General features: G+C 46.0%; 21 protein-coding genes. All 21 read right to left on the bottom strand.

The window, feature by feature from the left end:
- Positions 1 to 131: 131 nt before the first annotated feature.
- Entirely contained in the window at positions 132 to 1,610 is a 1,479-nt protein-coding gene (gene gltX / locus AB3351_RS22800) for a glutamate--tRNA ligase (RefSeq protein WP_371149411.1), read from the bottom strand.
- 37 nt (positions 1,611 to 1,647) lie between these two features.
- Positions 1,648 to 2,130 (bottom strand): 2-C-methyl-D-erythritol 2,4-cyclodiphosphate synthase, encoded by a 483-nt coding sequence (gene ispF / locus AB3351_RS22795; protein WP_371149410.1) that lies wholly within the window; start codon positions 2,128 to 2,130, stop codon positions 1,648 to 1,650.
- A complete protein-coding gene (ispD, locus tag AB3351_RS22790; protein WP_371149409.1) occupies positions 2,127 to 2,819 on the bottom strand; it encodes a 2-C-methyl-D-erythritol 4-phosphate cytidylyltransferase in 693 nt (230 codons plus the stop codon). Before ispD ends, ispF begins: the two co-directional genes overlap by 4 nt.
- 11 nt (positions 2,820 to 2,830) lie before the next feature.
- On the bottom strand, positions 2,831 to 3,925 hold the full coding sequence (locus AB3351_RS22785; protein WP_371149408.1) for a PIN/TRAM domain-containing protein: 1,095 nt from the start codon (positions 3,923 to 3,925) through the stop codon (positions 2,831 to 2,833).
- A gap of 194 nt (positions 3,926 to 4,119) precedes the next feature.
- Positions 4,120 to 4,599, bottom strand: coding sequence for a CarD family transcriptional regulator (locus tag AB3351_RS22780; protein WP_371149407.1), 480 nt, complete (start codon positions 4,597 to 4,599; stop codon positions 4,120 to 4,122).
- A gap of 180 nt (positions 4,600 to 4,779) precedes the next feature.
- Positions 4,780 to 5,508 (bottom strand): CDP-diacylglycerol--serine O-phosphatidyltransferase, encoded by a 729-nt coding sequence (gene pssA / locus AB3351_RS22775; protein ID WP_371149406.1) that lies wholly within the window; start codon positions 5,506 to 5,508, stop codon positions 4,780 to 4,782.
- 115 nt (positions 5,509 to 5,623) lie between these two features.
- Complete coding sequence (disA, locus tag AB3351_RS22770; RefSeq protein WP_371149405.1) at positions 5,624 to 6,703, bottom strand: DNA integrity scanning diadenylate cyclase DisA; 1,080 nt, start codon at positions 6,701 to 6,703, stop codon at positions 5,624 to 5,626.
- 2 nt (positions 6,704 to 6,705) lie between these two features.
- Complete coding sequence (gene radA / locus AB3351_RS22765; protein WP_371149404.1) at positions 6,706 to 8,082, bottom strand: DNA repair protein RadA; 1,377 nt, start codon at positions 8,080 to 8,082, stop codon at positions 6,706 to 6,708.
- Between the two features lie 211 nt (positions 8,083 to 8,293).
- Positions 8,294 to 10,747, bottom strand: coding sequence for an ATP-dependent protease ATP-binding subunit ClpC (gene clpC, locus AB3351_RS22760; RefSeq protein ID WP_371149403.1), 2,454 nt, complete (start codon positions 10,745 to 10,747; stop codon positions 8,294 to 8,296).
- 45 nt (positions 10,748 to 10,792) lie between these two features.
- Entirely contained in the window at positions 10,793 to 11,860 is a 1,068-nt protein-coding gene (locus tag AB3351_RS22755; RefSeq protein WP_371149402.1) for a protein arginine kinase, read from the bottom strand.
- Between the two features lie 12 nt (positions 11,861 to 11,872).
- Positions 11,873 to 12,397 (bottom strand): UvrB/UvrC motif-containing protein, encoded by a 525-nt coding sequence (locus AB3351_RS22750; RefSeq protein ID WP_371149401.1) that lies wholly within the window; start codon positions 12,395 to 12,397, stop codon positions 11,873 to 11,875.
- A gap of 35 nt (positions 12,398 to 12,432) precedes the next feature.
- Complete coding sequence (locus AB3351_RS22745) at positions 12,433 to 12,894, bottom strand: CtsR family transcriptional regulator (protein ID WP_371149400.1); 462 nt, start codon at positions 12,892 to 12,894, stop codon at positions 12,433 to 12,435.
- Positions 12,895 to 13,064: 170 nt separating this feature from the next.
- Positions 13,065 to 13,769 carry an HAD family hydrolase gene (locus AB3351_RS22740; protein WP_371149399.1) on the bottom strand — a complete coding sequence of 235 codons (705 nt, stop codon included), beginning with the start codon at positions 13,767 to 13,769 and terminating at the stop codon, positions 13,065 to 13,067.
- Between the two features lie 119 nt (positions 13,770 to 13,888).
- Positions 13,889 to 14,638 (bottom strand): phosphate ABC transporter ATP-binding protein PstB, encoded by a 750-nt coding sequence (gene pstB / locus AB3351_RS22735; RefSeq protein ID WP_371149398.1) that lies wholly within the window; start codon positions 14,636 to 14,638, stop codon positions 13,889 to 13,891.
- 20 nt (positions 14,639 to 14,658) lie between these two features.
- Complete coding sequence (gene pstA / locus AB3351_RS22730; protein ID WP_371149397.1) at positions 14,659 to 15,537, bottom strand: phosphate ABC transporter permease PstA; 879 nt, start codon at positions 15,535 to 15,537, stop codon at positions 14,659 to 14,661.
- A 2-nt stretch (positions 15,538 to 15,539) separates the two neighbouring features.
- Positions 15,540 to 16,463: a phosphate ABC transporter permease subunit PstC gene (gene pstC / locus AB3351_RS22725; RefSeq protein ID WP_371149396.1), complete on the bottom strand. Its 924-nt coding sequence runs from the start codon at positions 16,461 to 16,463 to the stop codon at positions 15,540 to 15,542.
- A 78-nt stretch (positions 16,464 to 16,541) separates the two neighbouring features.
- Positions 16,542 to 17,666: a phosphate ABC transporter substrate-binding protein PstS gene (gene pstS, locus AB3351_RS22720; RefSeq protein WP_371149395.1), complete on the bottom strand. Its 1,125-nt coding sequence runs from the start codon at positions 17,664 to 17,666 to the stop codon at positions 16,542 to 16,544.
- A gap of 318 nt (positions 17,667 to 17,984) precedes the next feature.
- Complete coding sequence (menC, locus tag AB3351_RS22715) at positions 17,985 to 19,097, bottom strand: o-succinylbenzoate synthase (protein WP_371149394.1); 1,113 nt, start codon at positions 19,095 to 19,097, stop codon at positions 17,985 to 17,987.
- The gene (locus AB3351_RS22710; RefSeq protein WP_371149393.1) at positions 19,094 to 19,936 is read right to left on the bottom strand and encodes a GNAT family N-acetyltransferase; all 843 of its coding nucleotides are present in this window, start codon (positions 19,934 to 19,936) and stop codon (positions 19,094 to 19,096) included. The genes menC and AB3351_RS22710 overlap by 4 nt, the downstream gene beginning before the upstream one ends.
- On the bottom strand, positions 19,936 to 21,120 hold the full coding sequence (locus AB3351_RS22705) for a M20 peptidase aminoacylase family protein (protein WP_371149392.1): 1,185 nt from the start codon (positions 21,118 to 21,120) through the stop codon (positions 19,936 to 19,938). Before AB3351_RS22705 ends, AB3351_RS22710 begins: the two co-directional genes overlap by 1 nt.
- A gap of 1 nt (position 21,121) precedes the next feature.
- The gene (locus AB3351_RS22700) at positions 21,122 to 21,985 is read right to left on the bottom strand and encodes a MurR/RpiR family transcriptional regulator (RefSeq protein WP_371149391.1); all 864 of its coding nucleotides are present in this window, start codon (positions 21,983 to 21,985) and stop codon (positions 21,122 to 21,124) included.
- Between the last annotated feature and the right edge of the window lie 250 nt (positions 21,986 to 22,235).

Below are 22,235 nucleotides of genomic sequence, written 5' to 3'. Positions count from 1 at the left end.
GCATTTCCGAAAACAGGAGGCAGAGCCGCTTTCAGCACGGTATCTATGTAACTACCGGCGGCCTTCTCTGGTGCTTCCCTTCTTTTTCGTACTTCTTCCGTTCTCAGCCTTTCTATACTTACTTTATCATATTATTTAACAATTTGTTCGCGGTTATTAGCTACATGCAAAACGCGCTGCACCACTGTATCCCGTCCTAACAGGAACAGTGTCTCGTTCAGATCACGACCATGAGTAAAGCCCGTTACGGCCACACGAACAGGCATAAACAACTTTTTACCTTTATGTCCGGTTGCCTTCTGTACGGCTTTCAGCGCACCTTTAATGCCATCGGCCGTATACTCTTCAAGCGAAAGCAGCTCCTCGTGAAAAGCTTTCATCACATCCGTCACCTGTTCCTCTGCAAGAACTTCTTTCGCTTCCGCGTCATAGCGCACCTCATCCTCAAAGAACATAGCAGAAAGATCAACAATTTGCGCCGCATACTCCAACTGTTCCTGATACAGCGCTACAAGTTTCTCCGCCCACTGGCGCTGTTCTTCATGTAGCTCCTGCGGCAATTGTCCCGCCTTTTGCATATGAGGAATACACAATTCAGCCATGCGCTCTGCAGATGCTTGTTTAATATAATAATTGTTCATCCAATTTAACTTATGAATATCAAAGATGGCTGGTGACTTAGAGACACGGCCCAACGAGAATTTTTCAATTAATTCTTCACGTGTGAAAATTTCCTGTTCTTCTTCCGGCGACCATCCGAGAAGCACGAGAAAGTTCATCAGCGCCTCCGGCAAATAGCCAAGATCACGGTATTGCTCCATGAATTGAATCAACGACTCATCCCGCTTACTCATCTTCTTACCATCCGGATTCAAAATTAGCGCCACGTGCGCAAAATCCGGCGTTTCAAATCCGAATGCCTCATAAATCATTAACTGGCGCGGTGTGTTGGATAGATGTTCTTCCCCACGAATAACATGCGTGATCTTCATCAGAGCATCATCAATCACAACAGCAAAGTTGTAGGTCGGAATGCCATCGGGACGCGCAATAACGAAATCACCGATTCCATTGGAATCAAACGTGACTTCACCACGAATATGGTCATGAACGGTATATTCGCGATTCTCCTGTACGCGGAAGCGGATAGAGGCTGTACGGCCTTCTGCTTCGTATGCTTGAATTTGTTCTGCGGTCAGGTTACGGCACGTTCCAGCATAACGCGGCGTCTCTCCCCGTTCCTTCTGAGCTTCCCGCTCCGCATTCAGCTCATCTTCTGTACAGTAGCAAGGATAGGCCTTGCCCTCTGCAACCAATTGTTCGATATATTTTTGATAAATATCTAATCGATCCATCGAACGGTACGGACCAACTCCACCGTCTTTATCGATGCTCTCATCCCACTCCGTACCAAACCAACGTAAGCTCTCAATCAGCTTCGCCTCCGCATCTTCCACATTCCGCTTACGATCTGTGTCTTCAATGCGGACAATAAAATCTCCACCATGATGACGGGCAAATAAATAATTAAAAAGGGCCGAACGGGCTCCTCCGATATGTAAATGTCCGGTTGGACTCGGCGCAAACCGGACACGGACTTGTTTCGACATGTGTGGCCACCATCCTTCAGTTTTATAGCTTCATCTATTATAATCCTACTTTTTGCAACAATACAACAGCCATTGAAGCAATTCCCTCTCCACGACCTGCAAAGCCCAGTTTTTCCGTTGTGGTGGCCTTTACGTTAATCCGATCGATCTCTGTCTCTGTGCAAGAAGCAATAACTTCACGCATCTGATTGATATATGGCGCCATTTTCGGGCGTTGAGCAATAATGGTCGCATCGATATTTCCGATTGCGTATCCTTTCTGCTTTACCAGCTTCCATACATCTCTTAGCAGCACCTGACTATCCGCGTCCTTATATGCGGCATCCGTATCCGGAAAATGGGAGCCGATATCCCCAAGACCCAGCGCACCTAAAATCGCATCTGTCACAGCATGCAACAGCACATCTGCATCCGAATGACCAAGTAATCCCTTCTCATACGGAATGTCTACGCCGCCAATAATGAGCTTGCGCCCTTCTGTCAACTGATGCACATCAAATCCCTGTCCAATCCGAATCATTTCTTTGTCTCCTCTCTCCGCTTCAAAATCGCTTCGCCAAAGATAAGATCATCCGGCGTTGTTAACTTAATATTTGTATATTCTCCTTCTACGACACGTACCGCCTGTCCCAGCCTTTCCAGAAGCGATGCGTCATCTGTTCCCAGAAACCCGTCCTCTCTCGCTCTTTCATGCGCGGCAAGAATATCGGACAAAGCAAAAGCCTGTGGCGTTTGCACGGCCCACAAGCTTTTCCTTGGCGGTGTGTCCATCACAATTCCCATTTCATCCGTTCGCTTAATTGTATCCTTTACGGGTACAGCCAGGATCGCGGCACGTTCTGCAAGCATGGTGTCCACTAACCTGGTAAGCGTCTCGTGCGAAAGAAAGGGTCTAGCTCCGTCGTGAATCATAACATGGTCGGAGGAACGAAGAGCCGTCAGCCCAAGATAGACGCTATCCTGCCGCTCTGCCCCTCCTGAGACGACCCGGACATGCGGATAGGCAGATAGAAGAGAGCACGTATCCGCTACATCTTCCTCTGCCGTTACAACTACGATCTCTTTCACATATTCGAGACTTGAAAACAAATCAAGCGTATGCAGAAGGACCGGTTTCCCACACAGTTCGATGAACTGCTTCTTCACCGGACCTCCCATTCGCTTTCCTGATCCTGCAGCTGCGATGACTACACCTATATTCACTTTCATTCACTCATTTCTTACAATGCTTTTTCCATCAGCTTCGGTTTTGCAAAAATCATACGCCCGGCTGACGTCTGCAGCACACTCGTGACGATGACATCAACAAACGAGCCAATATATTCACGGCCGCTCTCAACAACGATCATCGTGCCATCATCTAGATAAGCTACACCTTGCCCGTTTTCTTTACCGTCCTTAATCACCTGTACATGCAGCTCTTCACCCGGCAGTACAACCGGCTTTACTGCATTGGCTAAATCGTTAATGTTTAATACAGATACACCCTGCAGTTCACACACTTTATTCAAATTGAAGTCATTGGTAACGACCTTGCCTTTCATCACCTTAGCCAGCTTCACCAGCTTGCTGTCAACCTCGCTGATTTCCTCGAAGTCCTGATCGGTAATGATAACTTTTACTTTTAACTCCTTTTGAATCTTGTTTAAAATATCAAGCCCACGCCGCCCTCGATTGCGCTTAAGCGCATCAGAGGAATCAGCAATATGCTGCAGCTCTTCAAGTACGAATTCCGGGATCACGAGCGCACCTTCAATAAAACCTGTTTTGCAGATATCAGCAATGCGTCCATCAATGATGACGCTTGTATCCAGGATTTTATATTGAGCTTGGTTTGCCTCCTGCTTCTCATCCTTTTTCTTATCGCTTTTAAAGCGACCAATTGAGAATACGGACATGATCTCATCGCGCTTGCGCAAGCCCACCTGAAAACCGATATAGCCACACAGCACAGAAATAAGCAGCGGAAGCAATCGTGCAATGATCGGGATAGGGATGCTGTTGATAGGAAGAAAAAGTAAAAACGCTACAATAAGTCCAATAATAAGTCCCATAGCTCCAAAAAGCACATCCGTAATCGGAAGCTTAATTAGCGTCTCTTCACTGCGTTTGATGGTCTTAACAATGTAGTCTGTTGGCCAAGAAGTAATAAAGAAGAATAGAATAGCTCCAAGTACTGCACCGATGTATTCCACGCCCGGCAGCGCACCCACTTGAATAATCGAGTTCAAAAGCGCAAACAAGTCAGGACCGTATTGGTATCCCAAACCTGCGCCAACCAAGAGGAAAAACAACTGGATAATTCTTCTGACCATACATTCACCTCCTCGGTATGATTCATATTCCATTATAGTCATATCTACCAAATAAAAAACGAGTGAAAACAAAAACAATGCATGAAAAAGCAAAAAACTTTCCCTATCTGTTTTCTACGTACAAACAGCAGCAAAAGTTACAAGGAAAGAAAGGAAGAAAAGAGAAAAGCTTCTCTGCAGAGAAGCTTTCCCGTCTAACTGTTGACCACCTGCTCCAGTAAGTCGGTCGCCTGTTCTTCATTGATATCTTTGACAAGCACGAGCTCGCTTAGCAGAATCTGCCGGGCATTATCAAGCATCTTGCGCTCCCCGGTAGAAAGTCCCTTTTCTTTATCTCTATGCATTAATTCACGAACAACCGTAGCAACTTCATAAATATCGCCTGTTCTCATCTTCTCCATATTCTTACGATATCTGCGGTTCCAGCTCGTGCCTAGGTCGTCTTCTTCCCGACGCAAAATCTCCATAACCCTCTCAAGTGCCTTCATATCCACTACTTGGCGAATGCCAAGATTCGACACTTTCTCCATCGGGATCATGACCTGCATATTACCGACCGGCATCTTCATAATATAGTACTGCTGTTTCTCACCAAGAATCTCCTTCTCTTCAATGGCTTCGATAATACCTGCACCATGCATTGGATAAACAATCTTATCGCCAATTCGAAACAACAAACCCACCCCCAACAGAGTATCCAAGTTCACCGTATCACAAACGCCTAGTTTTTGTCAAGTATTTAAAATTTATTATCATATCACACAAAAAAGAACTATGTCAATAAATATGTCAAATTAATTTTTCATTAACTTTATAAGAACAAAAAAAGACCGGACTATTTCCCGGTCTTTACGCTACGAATTTATCATCTCTTCCTCGGTATTCTGATGACGACGCTTGCGTACCATCCGGTCAATATTCTTCTTCACACCATATAGCGCATAGAATACAAGCGGAATAAACACAATCATCGGGAACTGTGCCGGAAAGCGTACTGCCATCACTGCTACAATTCCCACAATCAGCGGCGTAACCCAATAAGCCGAACGAGGAATCCCCACCCTTTTGAAGTTAGGGTACTTAATGTTACTAACCATAAGATAGGATAACCCCAGCATACTCAGGACAAGATATACTGTCGGAAAGGCACTATGATACAATGCCAGTGTCGCGAGCACACCGCCTGCTGCCGTAATCGGCAAACCAACAAAATACCCTGTATTGCCCCCTGTTGCCGAGTTAAAACGAGCCAAACGCAAGGCCCCACAAATCGGGAACAATCCGGTCAGAAGAATACCTGCCCAGCCCATATCTTGAAGCAGGACAACATACATAATAAAAGCGGGTGCCACACCAAATGTTACAATATCTGAAAGTGAATCCAGTTCCTTGCCAAAATCACTCTGTGCATTCAGCATCCGAGCCAGACGACCATCCAATCCATCCAATACCATACCGATAATGACCATAATCGCCGCATAGCTTAAATACAGCGGTTCATCGCGAAAAGCCAACAGCATCGCGATCATTCCCAAAAACAGATTTCCAATGGTAAACAAATTCGGAATCATTCTCGCTATCATTCTAGCCTTTTACCCTCCCTGGCACTGTTTCTTATACTGCAAAACAGCCCCCCTTGTTCAGTAACCTATTTTATATATAAAGCAGGTCCGAACAATTATTTTATTGTATGCTCAACTAGATGTGCCTGTCAATGAATACCTGTTCCTGAATTCGTTTCAACCCTTCTTTAATCGCACGAGCACGAACTTCACCAATTCCTTCTACTTCATCTAGTTCTTCAATGGTCGCCATCATAACCTGAGGAAGGCTGGAGAACTCCTCGATGAGATTGCCGACGATCGAAGCCGGCAGACGCGGAATCTTGCTAAGAATACGATATCCACGAGGAAAGACTGGCTCATCATTCAGATTTGCACTTGGTGTATAGCCTAAAATCTTAAGAATATTGACAGATTCAAGCAGATCATCCGCAGATAGCTTATGCAGCTGCGCTAGCACATCTTCCGGGTCCACTTCTTCACCCAAGCGGCAGTAGTCCTTGATCAACAGGTATGCGTCATCTTCAATATTCGATACAAGTTCTTCCATCTGCATACTGATAAGGCGGCCTTCCGTCCCTAGTTCATTAATATATTTAATGATTTCCGATTTAATGCGTAGAACCATCTCAATTCGCTGAACGACAAGCGCTACTTCATGCAATGTCACCAACTCTTCAAATTCCAGTGCACCTAGATTGGTCAGCGCTTGATCGAGCACAGATTTATACTTTTCAAGCGTTTGGATGGCCTGATTTGCTTTTGTAAGAATTACACCGATATCTTTTAATGAATAGCGGTATGGACCTCTATAGAGCGTAATAACATTACGCCGCTGCGAAATGGATATAACAAGCTGTCCTGTCTGCCTTGCCACCCTCTCAGCCGTCCGATGGCGAATTCCTGTCTCTGTAGATGGAATTGCTGAATCCGGTATAAGCTGCGTATTTGCATACAGTATTTTTTTGGCGTCTTCACTTAAAATAATTGCTCCGTCCATTTTCGCCAATTCGTACAGATGGGCAGGAGTTAGATCACAATTGATCGAAAAACCGCCATCAACGATGGTCTGTACCGTCGGCGTGTTCCCGATCACGATAAGCGCACCTGTTTTCGCCCGCAAAACATTCTCCAACCCTTCACGAAATGCCGTACCGGGTGAGATAAAACGAAGTACATCACTAATAAACTGCTCACGCTTGTTGTCCGTTGCCATTATTATCCTCCCAATGCTTCCCGCAGCGCCTCTGATACTGTTTGCACCCCAACCACTTCAATTCCAGTTGGATGCTCCCAGCCGACTACATTTTTGGCGGGAATAATTACGCGTTTGAATCCTAATTTCTGTGCTTCTCTCACCCGCTGCTCGATTCGAGAGACACCGCGAACCTCTCCGGTCAACCCAACCTCTCCAATCACTACATCATAGGGCTGTGTCTCCTTATCACGGAAGCTTGATGCCAGGCTTACCGCCACGGCCAGATCAATCGCCGGTTCATCTAGACGCACGCCACCTGCTACATTCACGTAAGCATCTTGATTCTGCAGCAGCAGTCCGACACGTTTCTCAAGCACTGCCATAATCATCGCGATTCGATTATGATCAACGCCTGTCGCCATGCGACGAGGTGTCGCAAATCCGGTTGGTGTCACAAGCGCCTGCATCTCCACCAATACAGGACGCGTACCTTCCATACTCGCAACAACTGTTGAGCCAGCCACACCAAGCGAACGTTCAGATAAGAACATCTCCGATGGATTCGTTACTTCTTTTAGTCCTTGTTCCGCCATCTCAAAAATTCCAATTTCATTCGTTGAACCAAAGCGATTTTTTACCGCGCGCAGAATACGGTACGTATTATGCCTCTCTCCTTCGAAATACAGCACAGAATCCACCATATGCTCGAGAAGCCTCGGTCCAGCAATCGCACCCTGCTTGGTTACATGGCCAACGATGAGAATAGCGATATCTTTTGTTTTTGCAAGCCGCATAAGATGGGCTGTACATTCCCGTACCTGAGCCACACTGCCAGGCGCTGATGTAACATCCGGGTGAAAGATGGTCTGAATGGAATCAAGAACCACAACCGCAGGCATGAGGTGTGCAATCTGTTGTTCGAGCAGGAACAAGTCCGTCTCCGCCAGCACGTACAAATTCTGGCTGCTCGCTCCCAGTCTCTCCGCACGCAGCTTAATCTGCTTTGCCGATTCCTCGCCTGAAATATATAACACTTTATGATTGCTGCTTGCCAGCTCTTGAGATGCTTGTAGAAGAAGTGTAGATTTGCCGATACCAGGGTCTCCCCCTACAAGAACAAGCGAACCAGGCACAACGCCTCCGCCAAGCACACGGTTCAACTCACTCATGTTTGTCGTCAGGCGCGGCTCGTCTTCCCCAATAATAGTAGTAATAGGAAGCATATGATTCGATGATGCCGCAGTTACGCCTCGACGTGCAATATCTCCTGGCTTCGCTCTTTCTTCAAGCTCCTCGACCATAGTATTCCACTTATTACAGCCAGGACATTTTCCCATCCACTTCGGCGACTCATAACCGCACTCTTGACATACATATTTAGATTTATATTTTGCCATGCCTATCTTCTCTTCTTTCTTCAACATAATTTCTTGTTAATTATACCGTTTTCCTGCTTCCCCGCATAATTCCACATTTTTTATTGTATCCAAAGACCTGCCTTATCTGAAACCTATTTATACGATATCTATACAAAGAGACCCTCCTTGGCAAATGGTTTCCAGGAGGGCCTCTTCTTCCGTTCAATATTCGCTTCGTGCGATCTGCCCGTTATTTGGATACGGACTCTTCGCCTTCTTTCATCTTCTCGACCTTTAATCCGCCTTCTACCACATCAATTTTTACTGTATCACCTTTCGTAATGCTGCCGGTAAGCAGTTCTTCCGATAAGCGGTCTTCAATATGGCGCTGGATGGCGCGGCGCAGCGGACGGGCACCAAAAGCAGGATCGAATCCTTCCTTCACAAGGAATTTCTTCGCTTCATCACTAAGAACAAAGTCAATTTCCTGTTCATTCAAGCGTTTGCGCAGCTCTTCAGACATCAATGATACGATTTCTGCGATGTGCGTTTCTTCTAAAGAGTGGAATACGATCAACTCGTCGATACGGTTTAGGAACTCAGGGCGGAAGCTGCGCTTCAACTCGCCGAGTACTCTATCCTTCATATCTTCATAATGCTTCGAGCTGTCCGGTGTCGTAAATCCAAGGCTGGTATTCTTCTTGATAAGATCCGCCCCAACGTTGGATGTCATGATAATGACAGTATTGCGGAAGTCAACAGTACGGCCTTTAGAATCGGTCAGACGGCCATCTTCAAGCACTTGAAGCAAAATGTTGAATACTTCCGGATGCGCCTTTTCAATTTCGTCTAGCAGCACCACAGAGTATGGCTTGCGGCGTACCTTTTCGGTCAATTGACCGCCTTCATCAAACCCTACATACCCTGGAGGTGCACCTACAAGACGGGAGGTAGAGTGTTTCTCCATGTACTCTGACATGTCGATGCGGATCATCGCATCTTCTTCACCGAACAAGGCTTCTGCTAGAGCACGCGCCAGCTCGGTTTTCCCTACCCCAGTCGGTCCAAGGAAAATGAAGGAGCCGATCGGACGCTTCGGATCTTTCAGTCCGGCGCGAGCACGACGCACAGCGCGAGAGATGGACTTCACCGCATCCTCCTGGCCGATTACACGCTTATGCAGAATCTCTTCCATCTTCAACAGACGCTCCGTCTCTTCTTCCTTCAGCTTCACAACCGGGATGCCGGTCCAGCTTGCTACGACGGATGCGATATCTTCTGGTGTCACTTCAGAATCAGTCTGTCCTTGTTTTTCCTGCCATTCGTTCTTCGTTTTTTCCAGTTCTTCACGTAGCTTTTGCTCTTTATCACGCATAGAAGCAGCTTTCTCAAATTCCTGACTTTGTACAGCCGCGTCTTTTTCTTTGCGCACTTCTTCAAGCCGCTGCTCCAGCTCTTTTAAGTTCGGTGGAATGGTATACGACTGAAGACGTACTTTAGATGCAGCTTCATCAATTAAATCAATCGCTTTATCCGGTAGGAAACGGTCGGAGATGTAGCGGTCTGATAGCTGCACAGCCTGCTGAATCGCTTCATCCGTAATGTTTACCCGGTGATGCGCTTCATAACGGTCACGCAAGCCGAATAAGATTTGAACCGCTTCTTCCGCGGAAGGCTCATCGACTTGAATCGGTTGGAAGCGGCGTTCAAGCGCTGCGTCCTTCTCGATATATTTACGGTATTCATCAAGGGTGGTAGCACCAATGCACTGCAATTCACCTCGAGCCAGCGACGGCTTCAGGATATTGGAGGCATCGATGGCACCTTCAGCTCCGCCTGCACCAATCAGCGTATGAAGCTCATCGATGAAGAGAATAATATTACCCGCCTGACGAATTTCATCCATGATTTTTTTGAGTCTATCTTCGAATTCACCGCGGTATTTCGTACCAGCAACAACCGTACCCATATCCAGCGTCATCACGCGCTTATTGCGAAGTGTCTCTGGAATTTCATTATTAATAATACGCTGAGCCAGCCCTTCCACTACTGCGGTCTTACCTACACCAGGCTCCCCGATGAGTACCGGATTGTTCTTTGTGCGACGGCTGAGCACCTGAATGACACGCTCGATCTCTTTGGCGCGGCCAATGACAGGATCAAGCCCACCGTCACGCGCAACCGATGTCAAGTCACGGGCAAGGCTGTCAAGCGTAGGTGTGTTGATCGCCGCATTGCTTGAGCTTTGCTGGTGCGAAGACATGGCCTCGCTGCTGCCGAGCAGCTGCAATACCTGCTGACGTGCTTTATTTAAGCTTACACCTAGGTTATTCAGAACGCGGGCTGCTACGCCTTCTCCTTCACGGATCAGACCAAGCAGGATATGTTCTGTACCTACATAGGTGTGACCTAATTTACGTGCTTCGTCCATGGAAAGTTCGATTACTTTTTTCGCTCTTGGGGTATAGTTAATGTTGCTTGGCTGCTCACCGCCACGGCCGATAAGCGATTCAACCTCGCCCTGGATTTTATCTAAACCGAGACCTAACGCCTGCAGCGCTTTTGCAGCAATGCCGTCTCCTTCGCGGATCAGACCAAGCAGGATATGTTCCGTACCAATATTCTTATGTCCTAAGCGAACGGCTTCCTCCTGGGCAAGAGCCAAAACTTTTTGTGCTCTTTCCGTAAAACGACCAAACATCATAAAACAAACACCTCCATAAGTATAATTAAAAAAATGGGTATGATATTATTCCATCGCTGACTGCAAGCGTTCTCGGATGAGCCGTGCTCGGCGTTCGTCACGGGAATCTGCGGTCAACTGCTGACCCGCGTATTGCTGTAAAAACCCTGGCTGCGTCATGACCATCAATTCGTTCATCACGCTCAGCGGCACACTCCTGATAATCTCAAGATCAATGCCAAGCCGTACGTCAGAGAGACGCTCAGCCGCTTCCTTGGACTCGATGATGCGTGCGTTCGTCAGAATACCGTAAGAGCGGCATACTCTATTTTCTAGTTGCAGGCGATGATTCTGCAATAGATTATGGCGGGCTGCACGTTCTCGTTCAATAATCTGCCGGGTTACGCTTGTAAGATTCTCAATAATTTCTTCCTCGGATTGTCCGAGTGTCACCTGATTGGAAACCTGGAATAAATTTCCGACAGCTTCACTGCCCTCTCCGTAAAGCCCTCTTACCACCAAGCCAAGCTGATTAATTGCAGATAAAATATGATTGATCTGCTGGGTCATTACAAGACCCGGAAGGTGAAGCATAACCGAAGCGCGTATACCTGTTCCTGCATTCGTCGGGCAGCTGGTAAGAAACCCGCGTCGTTCATCAAAAGCAAAGTTGACATGCCTCTCGAAGCTATCATCAATGCGATCCGCCGTCTCCCAGGCTTCTCTTAGCTGTAGACCGGAGAACAGACATTGGATACGAAGATGATCTTCTTCATTAACCATAATGCTGATGGCTTCATTTTCGCTTAAGATAACAGCACCCTTCCTTGAATCGGAAAGAAGATTCGGGCTGATCAAATGCTTCTCCATCAGTACACGCCGTTGAAGATTGGTCAATGCATCCATCCGGATCATCTCAAAGCGCTCGTTCGTCGCAAACGCTTCATCTTCCATCGCCTTCTCAACCTGTTCAAGAATCTGCTCAAGCTGTGAGTCGGTGGCAAGCAATGGAAACGGATGATCACACAGGTTACGCGCCAGCCGCACGCGGCTGCTGATGGCAATATCGGCATCCGCCCCATCGCCATTCATCCATTCGCTTACTGCGTTTGATATAAACTTCTGGAAAGACATGCGTTTTCCCTCCTACAAATCTGCGATTTGCTGTTCTAATTCGCGGATTCGGTCCCGAACCTTTGCCGCCTCCTCGAATTCTTCGCGCTCAATGTATGTTCTCATCTCATCTTTTAGCTCAGAGACTTCTTTTTTGAGCTTGATTGTACCGCCCGAACGCTCCGGCACTTTCCCGCTATGATGGGTATTACCGTGTATGCGGCGAAACAGAGGGTCTAGCTTCTCTTCAAATGCTTTATAGCAATTGCTGCACCCAAAACGCCCGCTCTTGCTGAACTGAGCATAGGTTAGTCCGCACGTATCACAACGCAGCGGAGTCTCCTGCTGAACCTTAAACGCATTCATACTTGGCTCCGACTGCTGATTCAGCAGGCCTGATAAAAGATGGTGAATGGAAAAGTTGTTCATACCCCCAGAAAACATGTCGCCCTTCTCCTGCGCGCACACCTCGCAAAGGTGAAACTCGTTTTTCTCACCATTGACGATTTTCGTAAAGTGCAGCGTGGCCGGACGCTGATGGCATTCTTGGCATATCATATGCACTTCCCTCCCGAATACACATAATTCTATGGCTAATAAATGAAAATCGCGGTTAACATCGCTCGAAGAATGTCCGCACGGAGCTGATCGCGAATCGGTACCGGCACGCTGGAGATGACCTTTCCACACGCCGCTTTCATCATCTGCATTTCTTTAGGTGAAATGATACCTTCCTCTCGCAATCTTTCAATAATATTGTCACAGGCCGCTGACGTTATACTCTCTCCGATCACTTCCATAAGCATAGAATAGAACCGCTTATGATCAATGATCTCGACCTTACGGATGCGAATATATCCGCCTCCGCCCCGTTTGCTCTCTACAAGATAGCCTTTCTCGACCGTAAACCGGGTGCTGATTACATAGTTAATCTGTGAAGGCACGCATTGGAACTTATCAGCTAATTCGCTGCGCTGGATTTCTACCGCTCCACTGCTGCTCTGCTGAAGAATCTTCTTCAGATGCTGTTCAATAATATCCGATATGTTCCGCATGTACACACCTCCCCGCCGGCTTCTGACTTTGACTTTCTTTGACTTTAATTATAATAATCCTTATGTAAAAATGCAAGGTGCTCCTACTTTTTATTCTTGACCTAAATTTTCATTTATATTCTTATCTACCCTCTTTTTGGCGTTTATAACAAAAAAACCTGAAGCAAACTTCACTTCAGGTCTCTTGCATATTTATCTACAAGCGAAAGAATTTGAGAGAAGGATGTGACACACTCGTCCGCTTCATCCAGCTCTCCGTCGGAAGCAAATCCGAAGTCACAAGCAATGGTGTAGAGACCGTTCACCTTCCCTGCTTCAACATCCGAGTGGCGATCACCGATCATAACGGCATGTTGAATACGATAGTCAGCAAGCAGTTTTGCTACAAGGTCATTCTTCGTCTTCGTCTGAAAACGTCCTGCGCTGTATAAATCAGTAAAAAGATGAGTAAGACCCGTGTTCTCCACTACGGCTTCAATGTATGCTTCTTCTCCATTGCTGACGACAAATACCGGGATACCTCGTTGGGTAAGATTCTCCAGCACATGTATTACATGATCATACAGCTTGCCTTCCTTACGCTTCAGCCGCTCTACCTCATATTCAAGCATCAGCGTATTCGCCTTCTCTTTCACTTCATCAGAAGCACCAGGCATAAGCGTATTCCAGATCTGTTCCACCGTCATACCGAAGACATTTAGGATTTGTTCGCGTGTCGGTACCTCTCCTTCATACAATCCCTCCCGCTTCAAATGCTCAAAAGCATCCGCAGCGGCCGGTAGCGCCACATTCTCTGTCTGGAGCAGGGTACCGTCCATATCAAAAAACACTGCTAACTCAATCGTACCTACAGAAGACTTTATCACTTCTGTCATTAGTCATCCTCCTTTATGCAGTAGTGTGTCTTACATCATCATCGTAGCGAGATTTATTGTAGCAAATAAAAGAGTTGGACTCAAAGACAAGAACTGAGCAGTGCCGAAACGCACCTCTTCTAGCCGAAACGTCCGGTAATATAGTCTTCTGTACGTTTATCCTGCGGATTGGTAAAGATCGTCTCTGTCTGATCGAATTCAATCATTTCTCCAAGCAGGAAGAATGCGGTGTGATCGGAGACGCGTGCTGCCTGCTGCATATTATGCGTGACGATAATAATTGTATACTTCTTCTTCAATTCAAAAAGTAACTCTTCCACTTTCTGCGTGGAGATAGGATCTAGCGCTGAAGTAGGTTCGTCCATCAATACAACTTCCGGTTCTACCGCCAGCGTACGGGCGATACACAAGCGCTGCTGCTGTCCGCCGGATAACCCCATGGCATTTTTGTTTAACCGATCTTTAACTTCGTTCCATAGACCGGCCTGCATCAAGCAACGCTCTACAATTTCATCAAGTTTCTTCTTATTTCTAAAACCATTGATCCTTAGTCCCGCTGCAACATTCTCATAGATCGACATGGTCGGAAATGGGTTGGGCTTCTGAAATACCATACCAACCTGCTGTCGAATGGTAACAGGATCCTTATCCGAGCTATAAATATTCTGTCCCTCAAGCAACAGTTCACCCTCTACCCTGGCTCCTTCAATGACTTCATGCATACGATTAATGGCGCGCAGGAATGTCGACTTCCCGCACCCGGAAGGTCCGATGAACGCCGTTACTTTATTCTTTTCAATCGACATGTTGATATCTTTAATCGCATGAAAATCTCCATACCATAAGTTCAAACCTTTTGCCTCAATCATTGATCTCCACCTCGTATATTCTATCGCTTTCTCGTAATTAGACGCGCAGATACATTCAACACAAGAACAATTAGAATCAGCGTTAACGCTCCGGCCCATGCCTGCGCCTGCCATTCTTTATATGGGGAAATGGCGTAATTGAACACCAGTACCGGCATCGAGGCAATCGGTTCATTGAGCGATTGGTTCCAATACATATTTCCGAATGCCGTAAAGAGCAGCGGAGCCGTTTCTCCTGAGACGCGGGCGACCGCAAGCATAATACCCGTAATGATTCCGCGGAGCGCAGTCGGCAGGATAATGAGCATAATCACCCGCCATTTCGGAATACCAAGCGCAAGTCCAGCTTCACGAATATGGTTCGGTACCAGCTTCAGCATCTCTTCCGTTGTGCGGGTTACCGCAGGAATCATAATAAAGGCGAGCGCCACACCGCCAGCATAGGCGGAGAATCCACCCATTGAAAGAACGACCAAGGCATATACAACGATACCAACAACAATGGACGGCACGCCGAGCATAATATCTGTTAAAAACGATACAAGCTTGCCAAAACGATTGCGGCCATACTCGGATAAGAAGATCCCGGCCATTAAACCTACCGGTACGCCAATTGCTGAGGCAATACCGATCAGTGTAAAGGTTCCGAGTATCCCATTTGCCATTCCGCCCCCGATCTCGCCCGGAGGAGCCGGAAGTTGTGTGAAAAACGATAGGCTTAAGGCTGGGAGGCCTTTCACAATCACGTAACCAAGAATTCCAAATAATGGGGTAAGAGCAAGCAGCATGCTTATAATCGTAAGACCCACCATAAATTTGCTGAAGGCACGACGGCGTCCCAGATTGGCGCGTAACTGATTGGCATTTTGCTTTCTTACACTCTCTAATACACTTTCCATGCTTATTTCGCCTCCTGTACGCCTCTAGACGTCGACCATACGAGAACACGCGCGATAATATTTACCAGCAGTGTAACTGCAAACAAGAGGAATCCAATTTCGATTAATGTCGACAGGTAAATATCAGAGGAGGCTTCATTAAACTCATTCGCAATGACACTCGCCATCGTATAGGCGGGATCAAATATAGAATCCGGAACTTCCGGTTTATTTCCAATCACCATCGTCACAGACATTGTCTCACCAATTGCGCGGCCTAGGCCGATAATCATCGCGCCCAGAATGCCGGAGCGAGCATACGTAAGGACAGCTGTACGGATCATTTCCCATTTCGTAGCGCCAAGAGCCAGTGCCGCTTCACGCTGTGCATCAGGTACAACGGACAGCACTTCACGCGAAATAGAAGCGATCGTTGGAATAATCATAATGGCTAGAATAACACCTGCCGTGAACATGCCCACCCCAAAGGATGGACCAGCAAAGAATGGAATAAATGTTCCAAGCGTATTAATAAACACCGGTGCGATATACTCGCGAATGATGGGGCCTAGGACAAAGATGCCCCATAAACCATATACAATCGAAGGAATAGCAGCCAAAAGCTCAATAAGAAATCCTACAATATCACGAAACCATTTCGGAGCGATCTCCACAAGGAAAATCGCGATGCCTATGCTGATAGGCGTTGCGATGGCAAGAGCCAGAAGCGAAGAAACAATCGTACCGTAGATAAACGGCCAGGCACCGAATTCCTCCATCACCGGGTCCCAGTCTGAACTAAAGAGGAAGTTGAAGCCGTATTTTGCAAAGGAAAAGCTCGAGCCACGGAACATCTCCCATACCATGAGACCGAGCATAGCGATAATCGAACAGCCAAAAACATATGCGATTGCTTTAAACAATTGATCTCCGTATCTTTTCTTCAAGGATTACACTCCCATTCTCTTGAAAAAAGCGGCAAAAAACTCCTCAGAGTTTTTTGCACGCTCCCTCCGTCTTCCTTCTTATTTCAGAATCGGTTGACCGTCTACTTTTACTTTTTTCAGTTGCGCTACGCACTTATCCTGCAGTTCTTGCGGCAGCGGAGCATATTGCAGATCAGCAGCATATTTCTGACCATCTGTAACTGACCACTGGAGCATTGTTAGCATTTTTTCAGCTTTTGCCTTATCCATTTTCAAATCTTCTGGGATAAGTGTCCATGTCGTACCAACGATTGGATAGCTGTCTTTTCCCGGTTGGTCATTCAATTCAATTTTCATATCTTCTGGAATAGAAGCTAATCCACCTTTTGCGGCCGCTGTTACGGAATCAAGCGACGGTGCTACGAATTGACCATCTTTGTTTTTCATATGCGCTGCGGACATGTTGTTTTGAATTACATAGGCAAGCTCGATGTAGCCGATTGCGCCCGGTGTATTTTGTACTTGACCCGCTACGCCTTCATTCCCTTTTGCTCCTGTGCCTGCGCCATCCCATTTAATGGATTTCCCTACTTTTTCCTTCGGCCATTGGTTAGGTACGGCTTTGTTCAAGTACGTTGTAAAGATATGACTTGTACCAGAGCTATCAGAGCGATGCACCGGGAAGATATCTGTGTTAGGAAGCTTTGCTTCTTTATTGTTTGCTGCAATTTGTGGGTCGTTCCATTTTTTGATTTTGCCGCTATAGATATCAGCTAGGTTCTGTGGAGTTAATTTCAGATCTTTTACGCCTTCAAGATTGTATGCAATTGCTACACCGCCAAGCGTTACGGGAATGTGGAGCACATTGCCGCCAGCCGCTTTGATCTCATCTTCTTTCATCGGGGCATCTGAAGCTGCAAAGTCAACGGTCTTTGCAGTTAATTGCTTAATTCCGCCACCTGAGCCGATTGCCTGATAGTTCACCTTTACATCTGCATGCTCTTTCGAATACTCACTGAACATCTTAGAGAATAGTGGGTTTACAAAGCTAGAGCCCGCACCATTCAAAAGACCGGCATCTCCGCCAGACGGCTGCTCTGTACCACCAGATGCCGCTTCCTTATTTCCTTCTGGCTTTAGACTCTGATTAGAAGAGCCGCAAGCTGCAAGTGCGAACATCATGACAAGTGTGAACAACATCATACTAATCTTCTTTACATTCACTTCCAAAATCCCCCTCTGCGTTCTTTGGTACATTTGTTTTAACTCTTTGTTGATGTGGAATAATTACGTTGTTCATCATAATCGAGGGAAGTAAGCCCTACAAGGTGTTTTACATGATCTTAAACCTATCTTTACAAACTGTTTACACCATTAAAAACACAGCATTTTCTTGGATTCGCTATCACCGTGGAATCCCTTTTTTTATAGGCTTTTGCTTGTCTTCTCCTCCAAATGTAAATTTAATGTTAAGAAATAAATAAATATAAAAAGAGTGCTTGCGTCATGCAAACACTCCTCATTTCTTCCTTATTTACCTGTTTATGAAAAGTATGATTGGCTATATAATGTGAACCGATCCATCCGCTCACGGTCGGGCTCATAGCCGATTCCTGGAGCCTGAGGTACCGTAATCCATCCATCTTCGACCGTCACCTCAGGTGTAATAATATCCTCTTCCCAATAACGCGAGGAAGCGGCTGTATCGCCCGGAAGAATAAAATTCGTCAGCGTAGTAATGGCTACATTATGCGCACGTCCGATCCCCGCCTCCAGCATTCCTCCGCACCAGACCGGCATGTCATGCTTCTGGCAAAGATCATGGATTTTTTTTGCTTCAGTTAATCCACCGACACGACCAATTTTGATATTAATAATGCCGCAGCTTCCAAGCTTAATGGCCTTACGTACATCTTCTGCTGAGTGGATGCTTTCATCTAGGCAGATCGGTGTCTTAAGCTGAGCTTGAAGTTCGGCATGATCAATAATGTCATCATGAGCCAGCGGCTGTTCAATCATTGTAAGATTGAATTCATCAAGCTGTTGCAGTAGTGCCGTATCTGCAAGCGTGTATGCGGAATTTGCATCCCCCATCAATGCAATATCAGGGAAACGCTCACGCACAGCCCGGATCACCTCAACATCCCAGCCCGGCTGAATTTTGACTTTGATCCGTTTATAGCCTTCCTTTACGTACTGGTCGACAAGGCCGATCAGCTCTTCTACCGATTCTTCAATCCCTATACTAATACCGACTTCAATTTTTTTCTTTTCTCCGCCGAGAGCTTGAGCAAGGGAAAGATTCTGCTGTCTGGCATACAGATCCCAGATGGCTTCTTCAATGGCAGCCTTCGCCATATAATTGCCCCGAATGTGTGAAAACCGTTCATTATTAAGTTCATCTGGATGGTTAATCGGCTTTGCAAATACAAGAGGGATCAGAAATTTCTCAAGGATATGCCAATTCGTCTGCACGGTTTCCTCTTTGTAGAATGGGTCAATGGCTGCTACTGATTCCCCCCAGCCTATAAGCCCGTCTTCACTCTTTGCCTCAACAATAATGAATTCTTTGTCGTATTCCGTGCCTACACTGGTCGTAAACGGCCGACGCATCCGCATTTTCATATGACGCATAATGATTTGTTTGATTTTCATAATGTATTCTCCTCTTTTTTGGTTACTACATAAAAATGTACAGGTACGGCTTTATCATTTCGAATCAGGTCTGTTACTGTAAATCCTTGTTCAAATAAATAGGTGAAAGCCTCCCGCGTGATATGACGCCACGTAATGGCCAACGGTTTATTCTGTTTCTTCATCTGCTGAAAATAAGCCGGGACAGGCAGATAGAGTACATCCGCTTCGCTAACCTGCGCCTTATTTACACCTGTATTAGCTGGAATGGGATACCCGTTCCCGTCTATTTCCCAATCGTAAAACGTTTGCTGCGGGATGCTCTCCTTCTGCATAGGTACTCCACCGGCTCGTTGTGCAACTCGCTCACTTCTGATATACCATCTTACTTCAAAACGATCTGAAGCGATGCCCCGATTAAGTGAGTCTTCCATATCCCCATAGCAATTCTCAATATATGTAGAACAGACAGCACCAAGCTTATGAATATTAAGATAGCCGTTTGCCGTCTCCAGTGGATCATATGTCCAGGTGATGAAGCGATAGCCGAGCGATTGCGCTGCCTCTTTCTGCGCCCACTTCAGCTTCTCTCCCACCTTCATATATCGATAATCAGGATGAGTACCCAGCATATGTGAACATAAATAAGCTTCCTTTCCATCAAATCCTGCAAAACTATATTGAAAACCAATCAGGCGTTCATCAAGAAAAGCGCCTAATACTACTCCGCCATGCTTTACGGCTGTGATCATTTGATCAGTGGGCATTGGCGTATCCGTCTGCCACACTTCCTTTTCCAATTCAAAGATCGGCCCAATTTCTTCGGCTGTCTTTAGCATGCGTATACTAAGATGCTCCATTATCCCGCTCCCTCCTCAAATGTATGGATAACCGCCTGTGCCATGATCTGAGCGCCAGTTACAATGGCCTCCCGATTAAACTGCATATGCGGGTGGTGAAGTCCTGGTGTAAGACCACATCCTAATCCAAGCATTGTCGCTTTGATATGCGGATGTTCAAGTGTATAGAAATGAAAGTCCTCTCCCCCAGGTGTTATTACATCAGGGGCGGTATGTGCTTCACCAAGAACATTTAGGATTGCCTGACGCATATATGCTTTTGCTTGATGATCTACCTCAGCGGCAGCCGTCCTGCCTTCCGGCTCCAACGTAATGCGCGCTCCAGTCATCTCTCCTGTATAACGGGCAACAGTCTTGATTTTTTCGTATAATTCATCAAGCACCTGATTGGATTGTGTTCGTACATCTAGCGTGAATGCCGCAAAGTCAGGAATCACATTCGCACTTCCCGGTTCACCGGCACGAATGCTTGTCATCTTTACAGTGGATGGAACCATCGGATTAATATGAATACCTTGAAGTGATTGCAGAAGTGAAGAAGCTACTTCAATTGCATTGATCCCAAGATGAGGGCGTGCTCCATGAGAGGAAAGTCCATGAATCTCTCCGCGCAGTATCAAGGACGCTCCGTTATAAATCGCTGGAGCCGCTTGACCGTCCGGTAATTCCTGTATGGGCCGTACATGCAGACCATACAGATAATCAACGTCCTGCACGACGCCCTTTTCGATCATTTTACGTGCGCCCTCTCCAGTCTCTTCCGCCGGTTGAAAAATGACTTTAATGGTTCCAGGCGGTTGATAACCTGCTTTTTTTAATAACTCAATCGCAGTGATTACAATGGTCATATGGGCGTCATGACCGCAGGAGTGATTAGCTTTCCATACCCCATCCACGCATTGCCATAATGCATCCATATCGGCACGAAGCGCGACAGTGAGCGAAGTACCTTGATTCTTACCATCTTGTTCTGCTGCCTGTACGTTTACATCCGGGTTCCATATGCCTACAACACCTGTACAATCAGAAAATGTTATTACCTGCAATCCAAGTGATTCTAAACGGGTTCTAAGAAATTTCGCTGTCTTCTCTTCTTTCCAGCTTACTTCAGGATTTTCATGCAGATGCGTAAATGTATCCATTATAGTAGGGCGCAGTGTTTGAATCATCTTTTCAAGTGTCATGCTATTCCCCCATTTCATTGCGGTACACTCTGTCATATGTCTTTTCATAATGCGTTAGTTTGTTGGTAACCTCTTCATTTTTTACAGCAGATAACGCTGTAAGCAGAGCATTTAGAATCGAAAAAAGTGCAGGTACAGAATCGACCGTCGACTTTGTCGTAGCAACCGGAAGCGTATGCTCGCTATATTGCGTAATTGGTGCGACCAAACTATCGGTCACAGCGATTACATTTGCCCCATTTTCTTTTGCAAGCTGGGCCAGTTGAATTGTTTCTTTGGCATAACGCCGAAAAGAAATCGCAAGAACAGCCCATTCTTCGTTAAGCTCTGTTGCCCATTGCACTACATCATCTGTATCCGGCCGGTACAAATGGGTACTGCCGCGCAGCAAACGAAGAGAAGAAGCCATCCAGGCGGCCGGACTATAGGATGTCCGATGACCAACGACAAGTAAACGGGGAGAATCTGCAAGCAACGTAATGACATGTTCAAAAGTCGAACGAGACAAATTGTTAAACGTTTTTTCAATCTGTACTATGTTCTGCCGCATGATTGCGTGAAGCAGGTCTCCTTCTTCTGTTTGTACATCCTCTGCCATCCTTGATGTACTATGATGAAGATGAAGGGTGTAGTTAGAAGCGATTACTTCATCCCAAACAGTTTGCTGCATATGAATAAAGCTTTCAAAAGCGAGAGCATGACAAAAGCGAATGACGGTTGTCTCACTAACCCCTGCTTTATTGCCAATCTCAGCTGCGGTATGCTTAGCAAATTCATATGGATGATCCAGCGTATATTGTGCTACTTTTTTTTGGGATGCTGTTAAAGAAGAAAAATTCCGACTTATCCTGTCGCGAAAAGACATAAAGCACGTCCTTATTTTATTTTAGAAGTATACACTTCAATCATATACAAAATTAGAAGTTTATACTTCAAAGAAAGTATAAAAAACATCTCAATATTTTGCAAGGAGATTTTTTCTTTGCATTTGCTGTTTGTTTATATATAAAACACAAAGACCCCACATCCATTTTTTGGATGCGGGGTCTTACCTTGTACACTGAAAACTGGATCGAAGAAAAATGACGCGTAAAGGAATCTTTGATTTTTGGTTA

The sequence above is a fragment of the Aneurinibacillus sp. REN35 genome, assembly GCF_041379945.2.
GTDB lineage: Bacteria > Bacillota > Bacilli > Aneurinibacillales > Aneurinibacillaceae > Aneurinibacillus.
Note: the sequence above shows the minus strand (reverse complement) of the source record. Positions and strands in the feature narration are given on the sequence as shown.